This window comes from Bradyrhizobium sp. UBA2491 (genome assembly GCF_002341725.1).
In the GTDB taxonomy this organism is placed as follows: domain Bacteria; phylum Pseudomonadota; class Alphaproteobacteria; order Rhizobiales; family Xanthobacteraceae; genus Bradyrhizobium.
In genome coordinates this window covers 12,810-34,643 of record NZ_DDOP01000071.1, presented here as the reverse complement: position 1 = coordinate 34,643, position 21,834 = coordinate 12,810, and the positions used below count along the sequence as shown (strand labels likewise).

Here is a 21,834-nt window from a genome sequence, read left to right as displayed (position 1 = left end):
ATTTGAACGCCGATTGACATCGGTGCCGCACAAGCTCGATCCCGAGATGATCACATTGCCCTTCCGACGCGCCCAGGTCCCGATCCCCGGAGCTTATCGCTCACTATCACACAATCTAAGATCGACATAACTTTTGTTCCGCGCCTATCACATTAACGCACTCGCGCTGTCCTCGATATGAAAGCCATCGTTGGTTCTGCCTAGATTGTCACGCCGACGTGCCTGATTGCGTGCCTTCACGCCTGGAAACAAAGCTGTTCGACATCTTCGCGCGCGCGGCGAAACGTCCGCCTCCAACGATCTCAGCCGACGCTTTCGCCCATCGCCTGCAGACGACGCAGCGCTCCTTCGTTGTTCTGCCGTGCGGCTTGCCGATACCAATGCAAGGCCTGGTCACGATCCTGCGCGACGCCGTTGCCGGCGCGCAGCGCATCGCCAATCGCGAGCTCGGCTTCGACCATGCCCTGCCTCGCCGCAGCCTCGAACCACTCGGCCGCCTTCGCCGGATCGGCCTCGCGGCCCTGTCCCCGGCCCAGCATCACGGCAAGGTTGTATTGCGCCGTGGTGTGGCCCTGACGCGCCGCCGCCTCGTACCATGTCACGCCCTGGGCAAGGTCCTGCTCGACGCCCTGGCCGGTGCAGTACATCACCGCAAGCTTGAACTGGGCCGCGGCGTTGCCGCCGCCCGCGGCCTTGACGATCCAGCTCGCGGCGGCCTGCGGATCCCCGAGGCCGCTCTTGGGATCGGAATACAGCAGCGCGAGCGTGTGCTGGGCCTCGACATGGCCGGCACTCGCCGCGCGCTTGAACCACTGCGCCGCGGCCGGAAAATCCGCGGTGCCGCCGGACCTTCCCATGTGCAGCCCGCCGAGCTGGAATGCCGCGGCGGGATGGCCGACCTCGGCGGCGTCGGTCAGCAGGGCGCGCGCTTGCGCAAGGCGCTCTTCGGACGGCTCATCCTGGATCAAAAACACGGCGTAGGCCGTCTTCGCATCGGCGTCGCCGCCCTTGGCGGCCTTGCTCAACCACTCGGCTGCGCGCACCTGATCGCGCGGCACGCCGTTACCCGCCGCGTAAAGCCGTCCGAGCTGCACGCCCGCGGCGCTGATGCCACCCTCGGAGGCGCGTTCGAACCACTTGATGGCCGTCGCGACATCGCGCGTCACACCGTTGCCGTTGAGATAGAACACCGCGATGTTGTGAGCCGCCGTGGCGTGGCCGCTCTCGGCCGCGCGTTCGAACCATTTCGCGGCCTGCCGGATGCTGGGCGAAACGCCGGTGCCGGTGGCGTAGAAGCGCCCGGTGAAGAACTGCGCCTGCACATCGCCGCGTTCGGCCGCCCTCTCGTACCAACAGGCCGCCTCGCGCAGGTCCGGCTCGGCGGCGCTGCCGAGCGCATAGAACTCGGCCAGCGCCTGGATCGCCGGCAGGTAGTCCTTGCGCGCGGCCTTGCGCAGCGCGGTCTCGGCCTTGTCGAGATCCTTGGCGATCCCCTTGCCGCCCAATCGCAACAACGCGATGTTGTAGAGCGCGATGGTGTCGTCATGAGCGGCCGCGCTCTGGAACAGCCGCGCCGCTTCCTCGACGTTTTCGGGCAGGCCGGTGCCCCTGAGGCACATGAACGCCAGCGCAACCTGCGCACGCACATGGCCCTGCTCCGCGGCCTTGTGATACCAGATCGCGGCCTGCGCGAAATCGACCGGAACGCCGCGCCCCTGATAATACACGTCGCCGAGCGCGAATTCGCCCGACGCCGCCTTCTGCCCGGCCGCGGCCTCGTACCAGCGCAGGGCGACGGCATGATCCTTGGTGCAGCCGAGCCCGTTGGCATACATGTCGCCGAGAATGGCTTGCGCCTCCGCCTTGCCGGCCTCCGCCGCTACCGACATCCAGAGGAACGCGGCGTCGACGTCCTTCGCCACGCCGATTCCATTCGGGAACACCAGCTCGTGGAGGTTGGTCGCCCTCTCGCCGAGACGCGCCGCGGTGGATTGCCGCCACATCTCGGGCCGGTTCGGTCCGACCATCGGCTTGACCCCGTTGAAGTAGATCAAGCCAAGCTGGAATTGCGCTTCGGTATGTCCGCTCAGCGCGGCGCGTTCATACCACACGACCGCGTCGGGAATGTTGCCGATCACGCCCTCGTTCCGGGCGTACAGCAGCCCGATCCGGTAGTCCGCCTCCGGATTGCCCGCCTCCGACGCAAGCTTCCAGAGGCGCAACGCCTCGAGATACTGCCGGTTCTCGTAAGCCTCCAGCCCCCGTTCAAACTGCCTGGCGTCGGAACGGGACGAACCGGGTCGGAGCCGGTCCAGCAACGATCGCGTCGACACCGTCATGGTTCACGCATCGCTTCTTTTGCACTGCGCAGCATGCCGCCGAGCAGATACATCGCCACCGAGCGGGTCCCGACATTGACGTCGCCCTGCAGCGTCATGCCGGGGATGAGGCGGAAGTTCTTCGGAACATCCTTGAAGTTGGTCTGGTCGACCGAGCAGCGCGCCTTGTAGTAGGCATCGACCGGCTTGCCGTCGTCATCGGTCGTGAACGCGCCTTCGCTGATCCAGCGGATCTTGCCTTCCGCCGTGCCGTGCTCCGCGGCGTTGAAGGCGTCGATCTTCATCGTGCAGGGATCGTTCGGCCGGACAAAGCCGACGTCGCGCGACAGGATCTGGATCTCGGCCTCGAGCCGCGTCTTGAGCGGCATCAAGGTGATGAAGGGATCGCCCGGCTTCAGCACCGATCCGACCGAAAGCTTGGCGAGCGTCAGGACGACCGACGGCTCGGCCGCCGTCCACCGGACCAGGTCCTGGTGCTTGACCGCCTTGTCGTACTGCGAGCGGGCGGTATCCAGATTGTTGCGGGTCGTGACCAGGTCCTGGCTCAGTTGTGCGTTCCATTGCTCGATGAAGGCCTTGCGATCAGCCTTCAACGAATCCAGCTGGTGTTGCGCTTCCAGCAGGGTGTTGTGCGTGTTGTCGATCTGGCGCAGCAACTCCAGGCGATTGTCCTGCGACAGATACAGGTTCAGCTTGGACCCGCTGCCGCTTTCGGCGAGCGTCGAGCGCATGTCCTCGATCTTGCCGGCGATATCGGCGCGTTGACTGTACCGCTCGTCGTCCTTCTTCGCCTTCTGGATGGTCGCTTCGGTCTGGCTGATCTTGGAATCGTAGCTGGTCACCTGCGCGCTGTACTGGGCCACGCGCTGGTCATAGAGCGCCTTCTGCAAGGCGTTGTATCTGGTGACGTCCTGATCGTTGGATTGGCCGTACGACAACGGCTTGCCCGACAATTCGGCCTCGTCGCGGGCGACCTGCGCGTCAAGGCTCGCGATCTGAAGCTTGTATTGTGTGACATCGGCAGCGGTGAACGTGGAATCCAGGGTCGCCAGCAATTGTCCCGTCTCGACCTGTTGACCTTCCCTGATATCGATCGTCTTGATGATCGAGGCATCGAGGGCTTGCAGCACGTTGATCTGATCGACCGGAACGATCCTGCCGGCCACACTCGTGATCACCCGATCGACGCGCGTGAAGCACATGATCGCCACGACGGATGCGAGGAACGCTGCCAGCACGAACAGCGTCGCGCGAGCCAGCAGCGGCTCGGCGGCCTCGCGGATGGCGTCGGTCTCGGACTGGAACTGGCGGACGGTCGCGAGCGAGGCTTGATTAGGAGACAAGGGTCGGACTCCTGAAGTTCTTCTCGGTGCGCCCCGTCGGCACGAGATGCGTATTCTGCTGGTACCAGAGCGAGCTGTAGATGTCGTTGCGCTCCAGGAGCTCCTCGTGGCGGCCGATATCGTTGACCACGCCGCGATTGAGCACGAGGATCGCATCGGCCTTGGTCAGCGACGACAGGCGGTGCGAGATGATGATCAGCGTGCGGCCGTGCGCGATCCGCGAAATGTTCGCGTTGACGATCGTTTCGCTCTCCGCATCCAGCGCGCTGGTCGCTTCGTCCAGGATCAGGATCGGCGGATTGACGATCAACGCGCGCGCGATCGCGAGGCGCTGGCGCTGGCCACCCGAGAGGTTGGTGGAGCCCTCATAGACATAGGTCTCGTAGCCGCGCGGGAGCTTGTCGATGAACTCCTCGGCACCGGCCAAGCGTGCCGCCCTGACGATGTCGTCGAAGGTCGCGTCGGGCTTTGCGGCCGCGATGTTTTCGCGGATGGTGCCGCTGAACAGGAAATTCTCTTGCAGCACGACGCCGACATTGCGCCGGAGATGGTCGACATCGTACTCGCGGACATCGATGCCGTCGACCTTGATCAGGCCGCCATAGTCGGAGTGCAGGCGCTGCAGCAGCCGCGTGATCGTGGTCTTTCCGGAACCGCTCTTGCCCATCACGCCGAGCGTCGTGCCGAGCGGAATTTCGAACGAGATGTTGTTCAGCGCCGGCGATACGGCGCCCTTGTACTTGAACGTGACACCGGAGAATTCGACCAACCCCTTCAGCGGCGCCCGCACGCCATGGCCGGAGCGGCCTTCCTCGGCCGGCTGGTTTACCAGCCTGCCGACGATGGTGACCGCGGTGCGCGCCTCGTCATACTGGTTGATGAGCTGGGCCATCTGCATCAGCGGGCCGGCAACCCGTTGCGACAGCATCAGAAAGGCAAACAGCGCGCCGACATAGACCGGATCGCCGCTCGACACCGCGATGTAGACGCCGAGCGCATAGGGCGCACTCACCGCCAGCCGCTCCAGTGGACGCACCACGGTCTGGATCGCGGTTCCGGTCATGCCTTCCGCCAGCCGCGCCTTGGCGACACGCGCGACCAGCACATCCCACATGTGGCGCTGGCGTGCATCGAGCGCCAGCGATTTGATGGTCCGGATGCCGTTGAGGCTCTGGATCAGGAACGCTCCCTGCGCGCCCTCGGCCGCCAGGGTCGCCGAGGACTTCTTGCGATAGGCCGGGAGCATCAAGATCAGCCAGGTCACGATCACCCCGGCAAAGGCAAGCACCATCAGCGTCATGATCGGGCTGAAGAAGAACATGACGGGAAGGAAGAAGAACAGCGTGGTCGAATCCAGGATGGTCCCGAACAACTGGCCGGTCAGAAAGCCGCGAATGCGGAACACTTCGCGGATGTCGCGGGAAACCAGGCCGACCGGGTTCTGCTCGAAGTAGTCGATCGGCAGATTGAGCATCTTCTCGAACACATAGGTCGACAGCTTGACGTCGAGGCGCGCGGTCAGGCGCTGAACGAGATATTGCCGCAGGAACGAGAACGCCGCCTCGAACATGATGACCACGAACATCGCGAGGCACAGCACGTAGAACGTGTTGTAGGCCTTGTAGAAAATCACCTTGTCCGAGAGCAGCCGCCAGAACATGATCGGCGCCAGGCCCATGAAGCCCAGAATCAGCGCGGCCAGCGCGACGTCGCGCAGGATGCGTCGCTCGCGGAACAGCAATGCAGTGACGAATCCGAAGCTGAATGGCTGGGTCTCGTCGGAAATCTCGTAATCGCGCTTGGCCATGACGACGTCGCCCGACCAGATGTCCTCGAAGCGCGGTTGATCGATGACGAGCAGTGCATCCTCGCTCGCATTCGGATCCTGCAACACGACCCGGGAGCTGCTCTCATCGCCTTCGAGGCGCAGCAACACCATGTGGCTGCCGTCGCGCAGGCGAACGATGGCCGGCAGCGCCCGCTTGAGATGACTCAGTCCCTTCCAATCCAGCGTGACGGCCTTTGCCGTCATGCCCGAGGAATTCGCGCATTTCAGCAGTTCGGGCAGCGTGACTTCCTGATCGCCCAGCAGGTTGTCATGGATCAGTTGTGACGGGGTCAGGTGCAGGCCGTGCTGTCTTGCCACGATGACGAGACAGGCAAGCCCCGAGGGTGGCAGTGCCTCCACCGAAGGTGCGCCGACGAGCGAGAGGTGTTTGGTCATGAATGCCTCGGAGTTTCGACTGCGCAGATCCGGTCCCTGGCGAACTATAACTTATCACTGTTAGTTCGCTAACGCAGCATTTTCAGCATATCGCCCCGAAAAGATATATGTGACGGCGACCGGGAAAGCGGGCTGCGCACGCGCGCCGTACACGGGTTTAGCCACGGAACCCTATAACATTGATTAACGTTGTGGACTATGCGCCGGCGGTCACCGTCTCCCGGAAGTCGAACCCACAGGCTTCCAGTTGCGGCCTGATCCGCTCATCGTCGGCTTCCGGCATCAGGGCCAACGCACAGATCTCGAAATTCCCGCTCCGGACCGAGACGGTCGGAAAGCCGGCACTGAGCAGCAGGTTTCCCATCCGCTCGGACGAAAACCCGGTCTTGTGAGCCATGTGATGACGTCCCTGCTCGATCGCGCCGGAATGTCCGTAGATCATGTCCAACGGACGGATCGGGCCGGCCGGGGAGACATAGGCCACCGCACCGAGGCCATGGATCAGCATGTGCTGCGCGACCGCCTCGAGATCAGGCGACATAATCAGCGCGAATCCGCCCGGCTTGAGCACTTCGCGGAACTGAACGAAGGTCGGATGAACCTCGTGGGCATAGAGATGCTCCATGACATGAGAGCACCAGATCGCGTCGAACGAGGCCGGCTGAAACAACCGGGAGAGATCGGTAATCGACCCGACGATGTCCGGGTTCACGCCTCCGTCGACGTCGAGCCGAATCTCGTCCCACTCGTGCGATGTCAGCAGTGGCTGGATCCGCTTGGTCACCGTCGATCCGGCGCCGGCATTCAGCATCTTCTTCCTGGCCAATTCGAGAGCTCCACGGTTCGCGCATTGAGCGGCTGAATTCTGCAGCGATCGTTCGTCTTGCCCAAGATTACCTGGGCGGCATAAGGCGATCGGCCCACAGTTCCGTTGTGTTAAGCAAGCATCACGCCTTTACAAAAGCTACGTGGTCCGAATGTGACGAACTAACTTTTAACGTCCACCCGGTGGGCATGCCTGAAGTGGAACTTTTGACGGAGATCGGCGTGCCGACGCCGATCGGCCGACAAAGTTCCGATCGGCGCAATCGATCAGAAGAAGGTGCCACCTCAACCTGGATTGAGGCGCGCCGTCGCTGAGTGGAGACCTGGGATCTATCTTGGGATCGATCTTACGTCTTGACCGAATGACCGTCGTTGAAGATCAGGTATTCGATGTTGATTATCTGGGTCACCTGGCCGTTGCTGAAGCTGACGTCCATGAAACCATTGCTGCCGTCGCTGATGGCGGTCAAATCGGTCGAGGCGTGATCCAGGAAGGTCAGCGAGTCCTTGTCGCCGCCACGGCCGTCGATCGTGTCACTGCTGTGCGGATTGGACAGGTAGAAGTAGTCCTGACCGTAGCCGCCGACCATCGAGGCCGTACCGGTAACGGAGCCGATGAACGACGACCCGTCATTGCCGTCGGCAATCAGCCACTGGTGGCCCGAACCGGCGACCAGCGTATCGTTGCCGGCGCCGCCATACAGCGTGTCGTTGCGGGCGCTGCCATAGAGCACGTCGTTGCCGTCATCGCCAAAAAGCACGGTCGCCCGCAACGCATCGCTGCCCGCGTAGAGCACGTCGTTGCCGCTGCCGCCGTGCTCGAAATTGGTTCCCGTGCCACCAATCAGCGTATCGTTGCCGGCGCCGCCTTGCAGGGTGTCGCTGTAGTGGCCGGGGCCGCCAGAGAGCGACGAGCCATAGAGCACGTCGTTGCCATCACCGCCATCAAGCAGGGTCCCGTGGAACGAATTGCTGCCAGAGTAGAGCACGTCGTCGCCGGCGCCGCCGTAGAGGCTGTCGCTACCGGCGCCGCCAACCAGCAAGTCGTTGCCGGCACCGCCAACCAGCAGGTCGTTACCAGCGCCGGCATAGAGCGAATCGTTGCCGTCGTCGCCTGAGAGGAACGAGCCGTGCCCCGCAGCGCTGCCCGAGTAGAGCACGTCGTTGTCGCTACCACCGTACTCGGAAGCGGTCTCGTCGGCGCCAACCAGCAGGTCGTTGCCGGCATCGCCATGCAGCGTTTCGGAACCACCGATGACACCACCAACCAGCGTGTCGTCGCCCGCACCGCCTTCGAGCACGACCCCCAACAAATCACGCGCGTTTGAATAGAGAATGTCGTTCCCGCTGCCACCGTATTCGGCAACGGTGCCGGAGCTGCCAACCAGCAGGTCGTTGCCGTCGCCGCCATCCATCGTATTGGCAGCGGCACTCGCAGAGCCATACAGCGTGTCGTTGCCGGCGCCGGCAAAAACCGTCGTCTCGCCAATAAAATCCGCATCCCTGCTGCTGACGAAGGAGACATAGTCGTTTCCGGCGCCGGTCGCGACCAGCACCGAGCCGCTGCCGATCACCGACAGCGTCACGTCGCGGTTGGTGGCTTCGACGATCGCCTTCAGGTTGGAGGCGATGTGAACGGTATTATTGGCGTTGATCTCGATCAGAGCATTGGCGTCCGGATCCGGGTTGCTGATCGCTGCCCCCTGCTCCACCGGGATCGTCGCGCCGTTATCCGGGCTGGTGTAGCCGATCCCCGCGGCGATCAGATAGTCGATCAGCTGCTGCCGGGTCGCGGGATCGATCGTGGAGTTGATCGCTGCTTCGAAGTCGGCCTGGTCCAGATTGGAAGTCGCCATCAACGTAGCCCCCTGGTTAGACGCGCTACATAGCCGCCAAGCAAACAGTCAACTATCCCGATGACTAACAATTCGCGCAGACCGCAACACTGCTAGGTTATCGGACGACATTTCTTGGCACAGTTTCTAATAGCAGAAAGCGCCGCCCCAACCCGAGTTGAGGCGGCGCCTTCGCTTAGTGCGGACCTAGGATCTTACAGCTTGGTCGAGTGACCATCGTTGAAGATCAGGTATTCGATGTTGCTGATCTGGGTCACCTGGCCGTTGCTGAAGTTGATGTCCAGGGACCCATCCTTGCCGGCGGTGATGTCGACCACATCGGTCGAAGCGTGGTCAAGGAACGTCAGGGAGTCCTTGCTGCCGGCGCCACCGTCAATGGTGTCGTTGCTGTGGAGGTTGGACAGATAGAAGTAGTCCTGACCAGAGCCACCGACCATCGAGGCCGTACCGGTGGCCGAGCCGACGAACGACGAACCATCATTGCCGCCGATCAGCGTCTGATTGCCCGAACCGGCGATCAGCGTATCGTGGCCGGAGCCGCCATACAGTGTGTCGTTGCCGGCACCGCCGTAGAGCGAGTCGTTGCCGTCGCCGCCGTAGAGCTTGGTCGCATGCGACGCATCGCTGCCCGAATACAGGATGTCGTTGCCGCTGCCGCCATACTCCGCAACAGTTCCGGTGCCGCCGACCAGAAGGTCGTTGCCGGCGCCGCCATAGAGCGTGTCGGCACCAGCGCCGCCATACAGCGAGTCGTTGCCGGCACCGCCGTCGAGGATCGAGCCGTGCGACGCATCCGAGTTCGAGTAGAGCGCGTCGTTGCCGTTCCCGCCGTAGAGCTGATCGTTGCCGGAGCCGCCGATCAGGACGTCGTTGCCGTTGCCGCCATAGAGAACCTGGTTACCCGAGCCGGCGGTCAACGTGTCGTTGCCGTCGCCACCGAACAGGCGATCGTCGCCCGCACCACCGTACAGCCGGTCGTCGCCAGTGCCGCCATACAGCGTGCTGGAATTGCCCACCGTGCTGCCCGACACCAGCACGTCGTTGCCGCTGCCGCCATGCAGCTCGGAGGATGCGCCACCGATCAGCGTGTCGTTGCCAGAGCCACCGATCAGCGTGTCGGCGCCGGTGCCGACGATCAGATCGTTGCCTGCGCCGCCATCCAGCGTGCTGTGCCCGGAAAGATTGTCGATGATGACGTCGTTGCCGGCACCCGCACTGATCGAGTCGTGACCGGAACCGCCGTAGATCGTGTCATTGCCGTTGCCGGCCAGGACCGTCGTGTCGCCGCTGTTGTTGAGGTAGATGGTGTCGTTGCCGTTGCCGGTCGCGACCAGCACCGGAGTGCTGCCGTTCACCGTCAGCGTGACGTCCTTGTCGGTGGCTTCAATGATCGCCTTCAGGTTGGCGTCGGTATTGACCGTGTTGTTCGGGTTGACTTCGATGAGGACGTTGGTCTCCGGATCCGGGTTGGAGATCGCGGCCCCCACCTGTACCGGAACGGTCGAGCCGTCGTCCGGCCTGGTGTATCCGATCCCGGCATTGATCAGGTAGTTGATGATCTGTTGCTGGGTCGAATGATCGATTGTGGCATTTAGCGCTGCCTTGAGGTCTGTCTGGTCAAGATTGTAAGTCGCCATCGAGATAGCCCCTGCTTGGGATCGGGATGCAAGCCGCCCGTTCACACCTAAGCCGTTGATTCACAACCACTTTGCTGCGACGCAACTCAAATGTGGACGCACACTGCGAACTTGTTAAGTGTATTGTTAAGTCCGCAATACCACAGAGTCAATCAACAATGGCCCGTTAACATCTGGTTCCATGAGGTTTATGTGAGACTTAACGCCCATTCGCGTGCACGCAACCGCTCGATGCGGACCGAGCTCGAATGTTAGCCGCGACGCAAAAAAGGGTAGTGATTATACGGGGTTTCAACGCGGCCCCGGGACTGCGGATGGCGCCGAATTTTGCAGATTCTGCGCGCGGTTCGGCGAGATTTTCTGCGCTGAAAAAATATTTCTGCGCCGTATGAGTGCGCATCCAAAAAAGTGTCAAACTTCGCAACTGGCCGGCGATCGAACCGGCGTCATGACGCATTCCGGTTGCGGGTCCCGATGTCCGCGCGAGCGAAAGCCCTGGAATCAGACCCAGAATCAGGACCGCCTCACCGCCGCCCGAACCTGGCGGCGCAGGCGGACCATCCATCATAACAAATTAACAGCAGATTTGTCGCAACTCGTTGCCAGGACGAGGGTGGCAATCGCAAGGGCGAACCGCCGATCCGCCGCGGTCATTCACCGACGGCGCGCGCGTAGATCGCCTCGAGCAGCCGGAGATTCTCGCCGGGCGCGTAGAGCTCCAGATAGGTGGCGCGCGCAGCTTTCCCCCATGCGGCCCGATCGGGGGCACCGAGCACGTCACCGATCCGTTGCCGGAGCGCAGCCGCGTCACCTGGCGGCACCAAGACGCCGGTCCGGCCAGCGCTCACCACCTCGGCCAATCCACCGATCTCGGAGGCGATCACCGGCGTGCCTTGCGCGAAGGCCTCGACCACGACCATCGGAAATCCCTCGTACCACAACGAAGGCACGACCAATGCCTCGGCCTTCGCCATTTCCCGAAGCACGTCCACGCGCGAGAGCGCCCCGAGGAACGTGACCTGCCCCGCCGCGCGGGCCTCGAGCGCAACGCGCTCAGGTCCCTCACCGACGATCCGCAAGGGGATGCCGGTTCCGGCAACGGCGTCGAGCAGCACGCTGAGCCCCTTCTCGCGGCTCAGCCGTCCGACATAGAGCAGCCCGGCACGCGGCTCCGCGGGATCAGGTGCCCCCGGGTCGGCCATGAAGTTCGGCTTGACGTCGATCCGGCCGCCATCGAACCCGGCCTGGATGAACAGGGACCGGGCAAACTGCGTCAGCGCAATCAGGCGCAGGCCGGGGCGTGTCCAGGTGCCGCGGCGCTGGTGCTGCGCAATCATGTAGGCGGAGGCCAGCGAGCCCGGAAGCGATCCACGGTAGCAGCGATGCGCGACGCCCCAGACGTGGCCATGCTCCAGGCATTTGTGGCAGACGCGACCTTCGCGAAGCAGCATGCCGCCGGTGCAGATGGTGCGATAATTGTGCAACGTCACCACCGCGGTCACGCGCTTTTGCCGACAGACATCGAACACCGAAGGCGACAGCAGCGGGAAGAAATTGTGGACGTGGACGACGTCGGGGCGAAAGCGATCGATCGCCTCTGCGACCAACCGCTTGCCCGTCGCATTGTCGGCGATCGACAGCGTCGTCGCGACGCGCGCGGCGAGCGAATCGATCGCCTCATTGCTCACCGTGAGCGTTTCGACGCTGTGTCCGGCGCCACGCAACAGCGCGACTTCCGCCTCGAACACGACGTCCTCGCCGCCGCGTCCCTGATATCTGTTGTGAGCGACCAGGATCCTCATGGCCGGCGCACCGGCTCCGTGAACCAGCGCAGCTCCGTCACCAGGCTTTGGCCCGCGGCAAGCGTCCCCGAGCCGATCAGCGAGGTCGCGGGCACCTTGAGATCAAAGGACGGCGAATACCAGCCGGCCGGGATGTTTTCGTCGCCGCGATATGTCGTCCAGTTCAGTCCTGCCGGCAGATCGAGCTCGCCTCGGCCGCCCGGCCAGCACAGCTGCGCCGTGCACCCTTCGAGCCTACATTCCACATCGGGACCCAGATGCCAGCTCAGGCTCGCCGGCAGCGCAAGCCCCTCTTGATCGAGCACCATGTCGGTGACGATGAGCCGTGCCGCCTGTCGCAGCAATTGCACCGAACGGCGATGCAGGCGACCTGCATCGTCGTGATATCCCGTATGCTCGGCGACCCAGCTCGCATCCGCATCACGGTCATCGAGGCCGCTTGATGCGACCAGCCGGCTCTGCGCATGCCGTGTCCAGAGAAACGGCCCGCCCGACGCCGACTGATCGCGCGCGAACAAGCGGAGCGTGTTGTGCGCCAGCGTGGAGCGGAAAAAAGCGCGCCATCGCGGATCGCCGTGATAGCAATAGGTGCCTGGGTCGGCGAGGACGTCGACGCCGCCGATCCTGCATTCGAGCGACAGTGCGTCCGCATGGGCATGCGCCGCGATCCGGCCGAAGCCATGCGGGCCATGGTCGCAGCGGCACCACACTGCCCGGTCGGAATCGACGAGAAAGGTCTGGCCCGCCCCGTCGAGCTGATACGGGCGGCGCTCGGGCCGCGCGGCCACGATACGCGCCCTGATGCCGTCGGTCAGAACAAACGTGCGCAGATCGGGCTCCGGCAAGTCGGGCCACCACGGCAACTCGCCGAACAGGCGCGCGCCGGTGGCGAGCAGGCCAAGCCAGCGATTGCCGCCGTGATCGTCGAGCAGCAGGCCGATGCCGTCGTCGCCATCGCCCTGGCGCGGCGGACGCGCGCGATCGTCCAGCATCGCGGCAAGCGCATCGCTCATGCGGCACATCGTGGTCCAGACTGCATCGTCGAGCGGATGCTCCGAGGCTTCGCCCTGCACCGCCGCCGCCAGCAGCAGCTCGAGCACGAAGCCGTGGTAGTCGGTCGCAAGCTCGCCGTTGCTGCCGCAGGCCAGCGTCTGCGCAACGGCTTCGTGTGCCAAGGTGCTGGAGGATTGCGCGCGCCAGCGCGCGCTGTCGCTGAAGAAGGGAAACACACAGGCGGCGACGAACTGCCCGGCGGCCTCCGCGATGAGATGGTTGTTGGCGGACGAGCCCCGGCTCGGAAACTGTGACAACCAATATTGATGCGCGTGGAGCTGCGTCACGAACAGCTCATTGTCTTCGAACAGCGCCGGCGCGCCCTGCCAGTCTTGCAGCAACTGGCGCACCCAGGCCCACGAGATCAGCCGCACGCCAAGCTCGATGCCGCTGATCCAGTGCGGGCCGCGCATGAACGGATTCTCGCGCCACCAGCTGGCGAGATGCTCGGCCACGCGGCGGGCGTAGCGTTCGTCCGAGGTCAAATAATAGGCCGACGCCAGCATCGTGAGATGGTGGTGCCGCGACGGCTCCCAGATGTACTTGATGTTGCCGACCGCGGCCTCGTCGCGATAGGGGACCGCAAACGCATAGATGTCGGCTGGCGCGCGCTTGCCGCTGCGGGCATCGACGAACCAGTCGGGCCGTTCGCCCAGGGCTTCGTGATCCCTCGCGAAGATCCGGCAGCGTCCGGCGAGGATCTGGTCGGCGCTTTGGATCAGCCGTTCGGCAGCCTGCCGCGGCGCCTTTGCCGGCGAAGGCAGCGGCTTCAGGCGCGGCGTCAGTGGACCGGGAGCGAGCCGAGACTTGGCACGTTGCGCGATGTCGGGCGGAGCGATCTGCCAGAGCGAGCGCAGCACTTGATCGTTCACCCGTCCGGCAAGCTCGGACGGCTCCATGCGCCGCAGCCTGCGCAGATACCAGGCGAAGTTCATCTCGCGCCGGTCGAGGCGCGCGCGACGCCCTGCTCTGCTGCCGCAGGCCTCACATCGACCGGCATCCCCGCGGCCACGCTCGCCTGGACCGCGAGCGTCGCGCGGGTGGTCGCAAGCAGCGCATCGAGCGCGATTGGCATCGCGCCCCCCGATGCGACTGCCGCGATAAAGGCATCCAGCATCGGCTGCTGGCCCTTGTCGAGCCGCGCTTTCCCGGCCCTGCGCTGTCCCGCCTGCCAGACCTCGAAACTGGAGAAATTGTCGAAGCGGGCAAATCCCGTGCTTGCCGACACTTCGAGCGCTTCCTTCGGCACCCTCGGATCGCCACCGGTGAGATAGCTGAGGCTCGCGACCGAACCGTCGGCAAAGTCGAGAGTGGCAAGGAGATTGTCGACGTCCTTGCCCGCTGCGCTCGCGGAGACCCGCACCGGCTCGACGCCGAGCCACCAGGACAACAGGTCGATGAAATGGCCGCCCTCGCCGACGAAGCGGCTGCCTTCGATCTCGGCCTGCAAATACCAGGATGATTTCTCCAGCGGGCCGGCGATGACACGATATTGCAGGGTCTGCGGGCCCGCCGGCGCGAACGCCGCGCGCATGTCCTGCAGCAGCGGCGAGAAGCGGCGGTTGAAGCCGACCATCAGCCTGTTGTTGCCGGTGTCGTGGATGGTCTGCACCAATTGATCGAGCGAATCCGTGTCGATCGCGAGCGGCTTTTCGACGAACACCGCCTTGCCGCTACGCAGCGCCCGCGCCGCGAGGTCGGCATGGGAGGCATGCCGGGTCGCGATCAAGACGGCATCGATGTCGTCGGCCGCGAGCACCGCGGCCGCATCGGTCGAGGCGCGCGCGAAGCCGAACTTGCGCACCGCGGTGGCACCGCTCAGGCCGGTATTGGTCGCGACCTCGACGAGATCGACGCGATCGTCCTTCGCAAGCTGCGGCAGCAGCATGCTGGAGGCATAATTGCCCGCGCCGATGACGCCGAGCCGCACCCGTCCGCCATGCAGTGCCGCGACCGGGCGATACGTCATCCGCATGGTGCGCGGAGCGGCCTCCGGATAGGCGAACACCATGCCGAGGCCGACCTCGCCCCGGCTCATGCGCTCGAACGCCGACGTCGCCTGCTCCAGCGGCACCACGTCTGAGATCAGCGAGGAAAAATCCAGCCGTCGATCGGCGAGCAGCGCGACGATGGCTTCCATGTTGCGCCGCTCGGTCCAGCGCACATGGCCGATCGGATAATCGACGCCGCCCTCCTCGTAGAGCGGGTCGTATCGCCCGGGGCCATAGGAGCGCGAGAACCGGACGTCGAGCTCCTTGTCGTAGAATTCATTCCACGGCAGGTTCAGCGTGCATTTGCCAATATCGACGATGCGGCCGCGGTCGCGCAGCAGCGCCGCCGAACGCGATGCGAGATCTGGATCGTCACTGCCCGCCGTGATGAAGACGCAATCGACGCCGCTGCCGGCGGTCAACTGGTCGATCCGGGCACGAAACCCGGCCGCCGCATCATCGGATGCGATGGCGCAGATGGCGGCCCCCGCAGCCTCGGCCTGACGGCAGCGTGCGTCGAGCCGGTCCAGCCCGACCACCACGACGCCGGCGCTGCGCAGCAGGCGCACCAGGATCTGCCCGATCAGGCCGAGGCCGATCACGCAGGCGGTCTCGCCAAGTCGGATTTCCGACTGCCGCATCGCTTGCAGCGCGATCGAGGCGATCGTGGTGAAGGCGACCTGGTCGAGCGCGGCGCCGTCCGGCACCGGGACGCAGAGGTTCACCGGCACCCAATTGTATTCGGCATGCGTCGCATATTGATTGCCGCCGCAGCAGACCCGCTGCCCGACCGAGAAGCCGCTGACGCCCTCGCCCACTTCGACAACGATGCCCGACAGCGAGTAGCCGAGCGGCGTGTAGGAATCGAGGCGGTTCATCACCTTCTGATAGGTCGCGAGCAGTCCTTGCTGGCGGACCGAGCGCGCCACCTTGGCGACCTGGTCGGGGCGCGCGCGGGCCTTGCCGAGCAGCGACAGGCGGCCTTCGGTGAACTTCATCATCTCGGTGCCGGTCGACACCGCCGAGAACGCCGTGCGCACCACGACCCCGCCGGGCCGGCAGCGCGGCGCCGGCACATCGATCAGCCTGAGTTCGCCGCTCTTATAGTTCTGCGCGATCTGCTTCACAGTCGGTCAACCGCCTCGCGTTAACAGCGCCCTTGTATCGCGCCTGCCTTGCGCGATGAAGACAGGAACGATGTCACAATTATCCCATTGCGGGCGAATTAACATAGTTATCATTCGAGCAACAGGACCGGTTTCGGCGAGATCTCGACCATACCGTTGACGACCGGTCCTTCGCCGCCGTCCAGCCCCTCGTAGCGGCTGTAGCGCGGCTCGACGCGATAGGCCGACCGGCCCCTGGTGGTCCAGAGGATCACGCCGTTGCGGCCATCCTGCATGCGAAGCTCGACGCACCAGGTCGATGGCGACGTGCGAGTGGCGGCCACGACGCTGGCGCCGACCAGCCACGACTGCACGGTGCGGTAGGCTTTTCCGGCCGGCAGCAGCCCGCGCGCCGGATCCCACAATTTGCCGAAGTCGCCGCCCCCGCCGGCATACTCGTACCAATAGGCGCGATCCACGCCATTGATCCATTTCAGGATATAGGCCCGGGCCAGATATCCATCCGGATTGTCCTCCTTCGACGACCAGCCGGCCTCGGTGTCCCAGATCGGCTTTCCGGACAGATCATGCGCGGCGAGCATCTGCTTGAACCGCGCGATGACATCGATCACGGCTTCGGGTTCGCTGACATAGCCGTGAAAGGCGAAGACATCGGCATATTGTCCGCCACCTTGCGCCATGAAGGTCTCTTGCCAACGATAGCCGTCCGGCGTGCCGTTGGACGACGGCGTCAGCACCACCAGGCCGGGATCGCTGGCCTTGATGATCTGATAGGCCCGCTTCTGCATCTCGACCATGGTCGCGATATCGCCCGAATAATATTTGGGATCCTCGGGTTCGTTCCAGATTTCAAAGTATTTGATGCGTCCGGCGGCGCGCGTGACTGCCGCCCGCACCCAATCATCCCATGAGGCGAGATCGGCCGGCGGCGAACTCGCGCCCGGCGTGAACGCCGGCGGCGCATCCTTCACCGAGGCCGCCCATCGCGGCGTGAAGGCGAGATTGAGAACGATATCGACATGCGCGCGCTCGGCGGCTGCGAGGATCGCGTCGAACCGCGCCCAGTTGTAGAAGCCGGGCGCCGGATTGACCTGCGCCCAATAGATCGCGCCCCACAGCCGGACGCCGTCAAACCTGATCTCGGGCCACGGCTGCGACGAACCGATCGCGTTGACCGTCATGCCGAAAAACGTCGGCGGGATCACGGCATTCACACGGCTCGCATCGAGCGCATCGGTGGTCAGTGAGGCATTCCATCGCAGCGGCCATTTGTGAGCCAACGGCACCAGCGTGCTCAAAACCAGTGCAATCAATGCCCCGCTGCCCCAATCCCTCAACGTGCCTGCCATGTCCGTGTCTCGTCGCCGTCACATCCGCACAGGGATTGCATCATGGAAGCCGCGCATGTTAATTCCAATGTTAGTCTGATTGTGATGTTGTTAGGTCAATGATATAGATCATCGCAAATGTCGAGAGCTGAACCATCACCGCGGCGGATCCTGATCATCGTCGAGAACCTCCCGGTTCCTTTCGATCGCAGGGTGTGGTGCGAAGCGACGTCGCTGCGCAAGGCGGGCTACGAGGTCTCGGTGATCTGCCCGAAAGGCCGCGGCCATGACGAATCCTACGAATGCCTCGAGGGTATTCACATTTACCGTCATCCGATGCCGGTGGAAGCGCGCGGCATCGCCGCCTACCTGATCGAATATCCGGTCGCGCTGTTCTGGGAGACCTGGCTCGCGACCAAGGTCGCCTGGAAGCACGGCTTCGACGTGATCCACGGCTGCAATCCGCCGGACCTGATCTTCCTGGTCGGTCTGCTGTTCAGGCTCGGCGGCAAGCGCTTCGTGTTCGATCATCACGACGTCAATCCCGAGCTCTACGAAGCGAAATTCGGCCGCAGGGACATTTTCTGGCATCTGCTGCGGCTGGTCGAGTATCTCACCTTCAAGACGGCGAGCATCTCGATCGCAACCAACGAATCCTATCGCGAGATCGCGATCGCGCGCGGCCGGATGCCGGCGAGCCGGGTGTTCGTGGTGCGCTCCGGCCCAAATCTCGAGCGGGTGCGCTCCCGCCCGGTCGATCCGGCCTGGCGCAACGGCCGGCGCCACAGCGTCGGCTATGTCGGCGTGATCGGCCAATCCGAGGGCATCGACCTGCTGCTGCAATCGATCGGCCACATCGTGCACGACCTCGGACGTACCGACGTCCAGTTCAACATCGCCGGCACCGGGCCGGAATGGAACGCAGTCGTCGCGCTCTGCGCGGAGATGAGGCTCTGCGACTACGTGACCTTCACCGGCGCGATCGCCGACGACGCATTGTTTACGATGCTCTCGACCGCGGATGTCTGCGTCAATCCGGACCGGGTGACACCGATGAACGACATCTCCACGATGAACAAGATCATGGAGTACATGGCGCTCGGACGGCCGATCGTTCAGTTCGACGTCCGCGAGGGCCGGCGCTCGGCGCTCGACGCCTCGCTCTATGCGGCGAAGAACGATCCGATCGATTTCGCCGACAAGATCATTGCGCTGATCGATGATCCGGCGCAGCGGCAGACCATGGGGGCATTCGGCCGCAGCCGCGTCGAGCGCAAATTGTCCTGGACGCACGAGGAGCCGAAGCTGCTCGCCGCTTACGAGGCGCTGTTCACCAGGAAGGCACCGCTGCCGGGCCGCGCACCGCGCACGACCACCGAGCGGCCGTCCGCGCCGGCCTCCAACGCCAAAGCTGCCGCCGGGCGGGCATCGCCTTGATTGCCCTGCCGCTTCACCCAACTCGAGAGCATCGGTTGATGGCGCCTGCGCCGTCAGCGATCGGGCGCGGCACCGCCGCGCGCCCCCGCATGTCCGGATCAGTGAAGGTCGAAGCATGAACGTCAGTATCTTCGGCCTGGGTTATGTCGGAACGGTCTGCGCGGCCTGCTTCACCGAACTCGGTCACCAGATCATCGGCGTCGACAAGAGCGTCGCCAAGGTCGACCTGATCCGTAAAGGCCGCTCGCCGGTCATCGAACCCGGCATCTCGGACAAGGTGGCGCGCGCGGTCGCGACCGGTCAGTTGACCGCGACCACCGATGCCACCGAGGCGATCGTCAACAGCGACATCTCGATGGTCTGCGTCGGCACGCCCTCGTCGGGCAACGGCAATCTCGACCTGACCGCGATCCGGGAGGTCGCCATCGAGATCGGTCGTGGCCTGCGCGCCAAGAACGCACCGCATACCGTGACGATCCGCTCCACCGTGCTGCCGGGCACCACCCGCGGCACCGTCGGTCCGCTGATCGAGGAAGCCTCCGGCAACAAGATCGGCCGCGATTTCGACCTCGCGTTCAATCCGGAATTCCTGCGCGAAGGCAGCGCGATCGCGGATTTCAACGCGCCGTCCAAGACCGTGGTCGGCGCCTTCAACCAGGACACCGCCGACCGCGTCATGGCGCTCTACAAGGATCTGCCGGGCGCCAAGATCACCCCGCCGGTCGAGACCGCCGAGCTGGTCAAATATGTCGACAACAGCTGGCATGCGCTGAAAGTGAGCTTCGCCAACGAGATCGGCACCATCGCCAAGACGCTCGGCATCGACGGCCGCAACGTCATGAACATCTTCATGCAGGACACCAGGCTCAACATCTCGGCGGCCTATTTGCGCCCGGGCTTTGCCTTCGGCGGCTCCTGCCTGCCCAAGGACGTCAAGGCGCTGAGGCACCTCGCCCACAGCCGCGGCCTGTCGGCGCCGGTGCTCGAAAGCATCCTGCCCAGCAACGAGATGATCATGTCGCGCGGCACCGACTGGATCCTGTCGCATGACGGCCGCCGCATTGCGTTCCTCGGCATCAGCTTCAAGGCCGGCACCGACGATGTCCGCGAAAGCCCGTTCGTGGCGCTGGTCAAGCGCCTGCTCGGCGAGCAGCGCGACATCCGGATCTTCGACCCCAATGTGCAGCTGTCGCAGTTGATCGGCGCCAACCGTGAGTTCCTGATGCGCAACCCCGACCTGGTCGGCCTGCTGCATGACGACGTGACGGCGACGATCGAGTGGGCCGACATCATCGTGCTGACGACGGCCGATCCACGCTTCGTCGCGGCGCTGACCGCAACCCGTCCCGACCAGGTCGTGCTCGAACTGTCGGATATCGGACTGCCCGAACAAGTCCGCGCCAAAGTGAACGGTTTCCACTGGTAGGGATCACCATGGCCACCATGGGCCAGATCGAGCGTCCCGAAATCCGCTTTCACGACGAGATCTCGTCGGCGTGGGAGACGCTGCATCGCGGCCGCACCTTCAAGGCACGCACCGCCGCGATGTTCGGTCTGCTCGGGACAACCGATCTCTCCGGACAGCATTGGCTGGATGCCGGCTGCGGCACCGGAACGCTCGCCCGCCTGCTCGCCGCGCGCAACTGCAACGTCACCGGCGTCGATGCATCGCCGGACATGGTCGCGGCCGCACGCGCCCACCGCACCGACGGCAGGCTCGCCGAACGGCTCACTTTCAGGCAGATCCCAACGATCGAGAGCCTGCCGTTCGCGGATCGCGCCTTCGACGGCGTGCTGTGCGCCAGCGTGTTGGAATATGTCCCGGACGTTACACGGTGCCTCGCCGAGATCCATCGCGTGCTCAAACCCGGCGGGCTGTTGCTGGTCTCGATCCCGAACCGCGGCTCGCTGCTGCGCCGGAGCTACAAGCTCGCTCACGCCGCGTCCTTGCGCATGTCGCCGCGACCGCTGTTCCGCTATCTCACATACTCCAAATTCGACGCCTCGCTGGCCGCCATGCAGGACCTGCTGCGGCAGCACGGCCTCTCGATGCTGGCTGCTGGCTTTGCCGGTTCGCCGCTCCCGCCGGCGCTCGATCGCCGGGCCGCCGTGGGCACGCTGATCAACGTGCTGGCGCGGCGCGACGATTGATGCGGCGATCGGTGGGCTGCGTCAGGCCTTGATCGCCATCAGCGACTTGGTCATGCCGAGATATCGTTCACGGTAGATCCGGGCGTCCGGAAACGTCTCCGTCATCTCGCGCCAGTCGAATAGATGCCAGTCGGGCGCGGTCCGCTTGAACCAGAAGCGGTTGAATTGCTCAATCACCGAAATCTGCATCCGCCTCGGCAGCAAGACGATGATGCCGGGCAGCCAGGTGTGGCTCTCGATCGGAAAATAGCGGTACGGCGTCTGCACGTAGAACGACTTCGCGACCCGCGCGATCTCGCCCGCAAATCGGTTCTGGTGCGCCCGGGCAATGTCACGGAATGCCGCGTCGCTCGCGATCGTGACGACCCGCTGCTTCGGCCCGGTCACGTGCTCGATCACCGACGAGCAGAAGCAGAAGTCGAACGCCTGATCGTCGAACGGCAGCCGCTCGGTCTCCCGCAGCAGCACTGTCTTGAAGCCGAAGCGCTCGCGCGCGGCTGTCAAATCGTCCGCCGAGATGTCGCAGACCGTGATGTCGGTGTGGTACGGCAGGATCGCGCGGATGTGCCGGCCGCTCCCGCCGCCGAGATCGAGGATCTTCGCATCCAGCGGCACGTTGACGGTACGGACGAGGAATTCGCCGCGCCTCCTGCGTGCTACACTGGAAAATCGGGCCTGAATTGCCCTCAGCAATGTCCGTCTCCCGCCAGCGTTTGACCTG

At 64.3% G+C, this 21,834-nt stretch carries 14 protein-coding genes; 3 read left to right on the top strand and 11 right to left on the bottom strand.

The window, feature by feature from the left end; genetic code table 11:
* Positions 1 to 302: 302 nt before the first annotated feature.
* The 10 genes from B2W55_RS24295 to B2W55_RS24250 form a co-directional block, all read right to left on the bottom strand.
* Positions 303 to 2,339: an SEL1-like repeat protein gene (locus B2W55_RS24295; RefSeq protein WP_029878844.1), complete on the bottom strand. Its 2,037-nt coding sequence runs from the start codon at positions 2,337 to 2,339 to the stop codon at positions 303 to 305.
* Entirely contained in the window at positions 2,336 to 3,682 is a 1,347-nt protein-coding gene (locus B2W55_RS24290) for an HlyD family type I secretion periplasmic adaptor subunit (RefSeq protein WP_024579576.1), read from the bottom strand. The genes B2W55_RS24295 and B2W55_RS24290 overlap by 4 nt, the downstream gene beginning before the upstream one ends.
* The gene (locus B2W55_RS24285) at positions 3,672 to 5,906 is read right to left on the bottom strand and encodes a peptidase domain-containing ABC transporter (RefSeq protein ID WP_024579575.1); all 2,235 of its coding nucleotides are present in this window, start codon (positions 5,904 to 5,906) and stop codon (positions 3,672 to 3,674) included. The genes B2W55_RS24290 and B2W55_RS24285 overlap by 11 nt, the downstream gene beginning before the upstream one ends.
* 196 nt (positions 5,907 to 6,102) lie before the next feature.
* Positions 6,103 to 6,717: a class I SAM-dependent methyltransferase gene (locus B2W55_RS24280; RefSeq protein WP_024579574.1), complete on the bottom strand. Its 615-nt coding sequence runs from the start codon at positions 6,715 to 6,717 to the stop codon at positions 6,103 to 6,105.
* Between the two features lie 361 nt (positions 6,718 to 7,078).
* A complete protein-coding gene (locus B2W55_RS24275; protein WP_291532294.1) occupies positions 7,079 to 8,443 on the bottom strand; it encodes a calcium-binding protein in 1,365 nt (454 codons plus the stop codon).
* Between the two features lie 338 nt (positions 8,444 to 8,781).
* Positions 8,782 to 10,224 (bottom strand): calcium-binding protein, encoded by a 1,443-nt coding sequence (locus B2W55_RS24270; RefSeq protein WP_024579572.1) that lies wholly within the window; start codon positions 10,222 to 10,224, stop codon positions 8,782 to 8,784.
* 650 nt (positions 10,225 to 10,874) lie between these two features.
* Entirely contained in the window at positions 10,875 to 12,026 is a 1,152-nt protein-coding gene (locus tag B2W55_RS24265; protein ID WP_024579571.1) for a glycosyltransferase, read from the bottom strand.
* A complete protein-coding gene (locus B2W55_RS24260; protein WP_024579570.1) occupies positions 12,023 to 14,014 on the bottom strand; it encodes a heparinase II/III family protein in 1,992 nt (663 codons plus the stop codon). Before B2W55_RS24260 ends, B2W55_RS24265 begins: the two co-directional genes overlap by 4 nt.
* A complete protein-coding gene (locus B2W55_RS24255; protein ID WP_024579569.1) occupies positions 14,011 to 16,197 on the bottom strand; it encodes a bi-domain-containing oxidoreductase in 2,187 nt (728 codons plus the stop codon). The genes B2W55_RS24260 and B2W55_RS24255 overlap by 4 nt, the downstream gene beginning before the upstream one ends.
* A gap of 110 nt (positions 16,198 to 16,307) precedes the next feature.
* Positions 16,308 to 17,546 (bottom strand): glycosyl hydrolase, encoded by a 1,239-nt coding sequence (locus tag B2W55_RS24250; RefSeq protein ID WP_244442135.1) that lies wholly within the window; start codon positions 17,544 to 17,546, stop codon positions 16,308 to 16,310.
* A 117-nt stretch (positions 17,547 to 17,663) separates the two neighbouring features.
* On the opposite strand from B2W55_RS24250, the gene B2W55_RS24245 reads away from it, so the two are divergent.
* From B2W55_RS24245 to B2W55_RS24235, 3 genes are all read left to right on the top strand, one after another.
* Positions 17,664 to 18,962, top strand: a complete 1,299-nt coding sequence (locus B2W55_RS24245) for a glycosyltransferase family 4 protein (protein WP_024579567.1) — start codon at positions 17,664 to 17,666, stop codon at positions 18,960 to 18,962.
* A gap of 115 nt (positions 18,963 to 19,077) precedes the next feature.
* Positions 19,078 to 20,388, top strand: coding sequence for a nucleotide sugar dehydrogenase (locus B2W55_RS24240; protein WP_024579566.1), 1,311 nt, complete (start codon positions 19,078 to 19,080; stop codon positions 20,386 to 20,388).
* A gap of 8 nt (positions 20,389 to 20,396) precedes the next feature.
* Positions 20,397 to 21,113, top strand: coding sequence for a class I SAM-dependent methyltransferase (locus B2W55_RS24235; protein WP_024579565.1), 717 nt, complete (start codon positions 20,397 to 20,399; stop codon positions 21,111 to 21,113).
* 21 nt (positions 21,114 to 21,134) lie between these two features.
* On the opposite strand, the gene B2W55_RS24230 is transcribed toward B2W55_RS24235, so the two are convergent.
* Positions 21,135 to 21,806 (bottom strand): class I SAM-dependent methyltransferase, encoded by a 672-nt coding sequence (locus tag B2W55_RS24230; RefSeq protein WP_029878842.1) that lies wholly within the window; start codon positions 21,804 to 21,806, stop codon positions 21,135 to 21,137.
* Positions 21,807 to 21,834 lie beyond the last annotated feature (28 nt).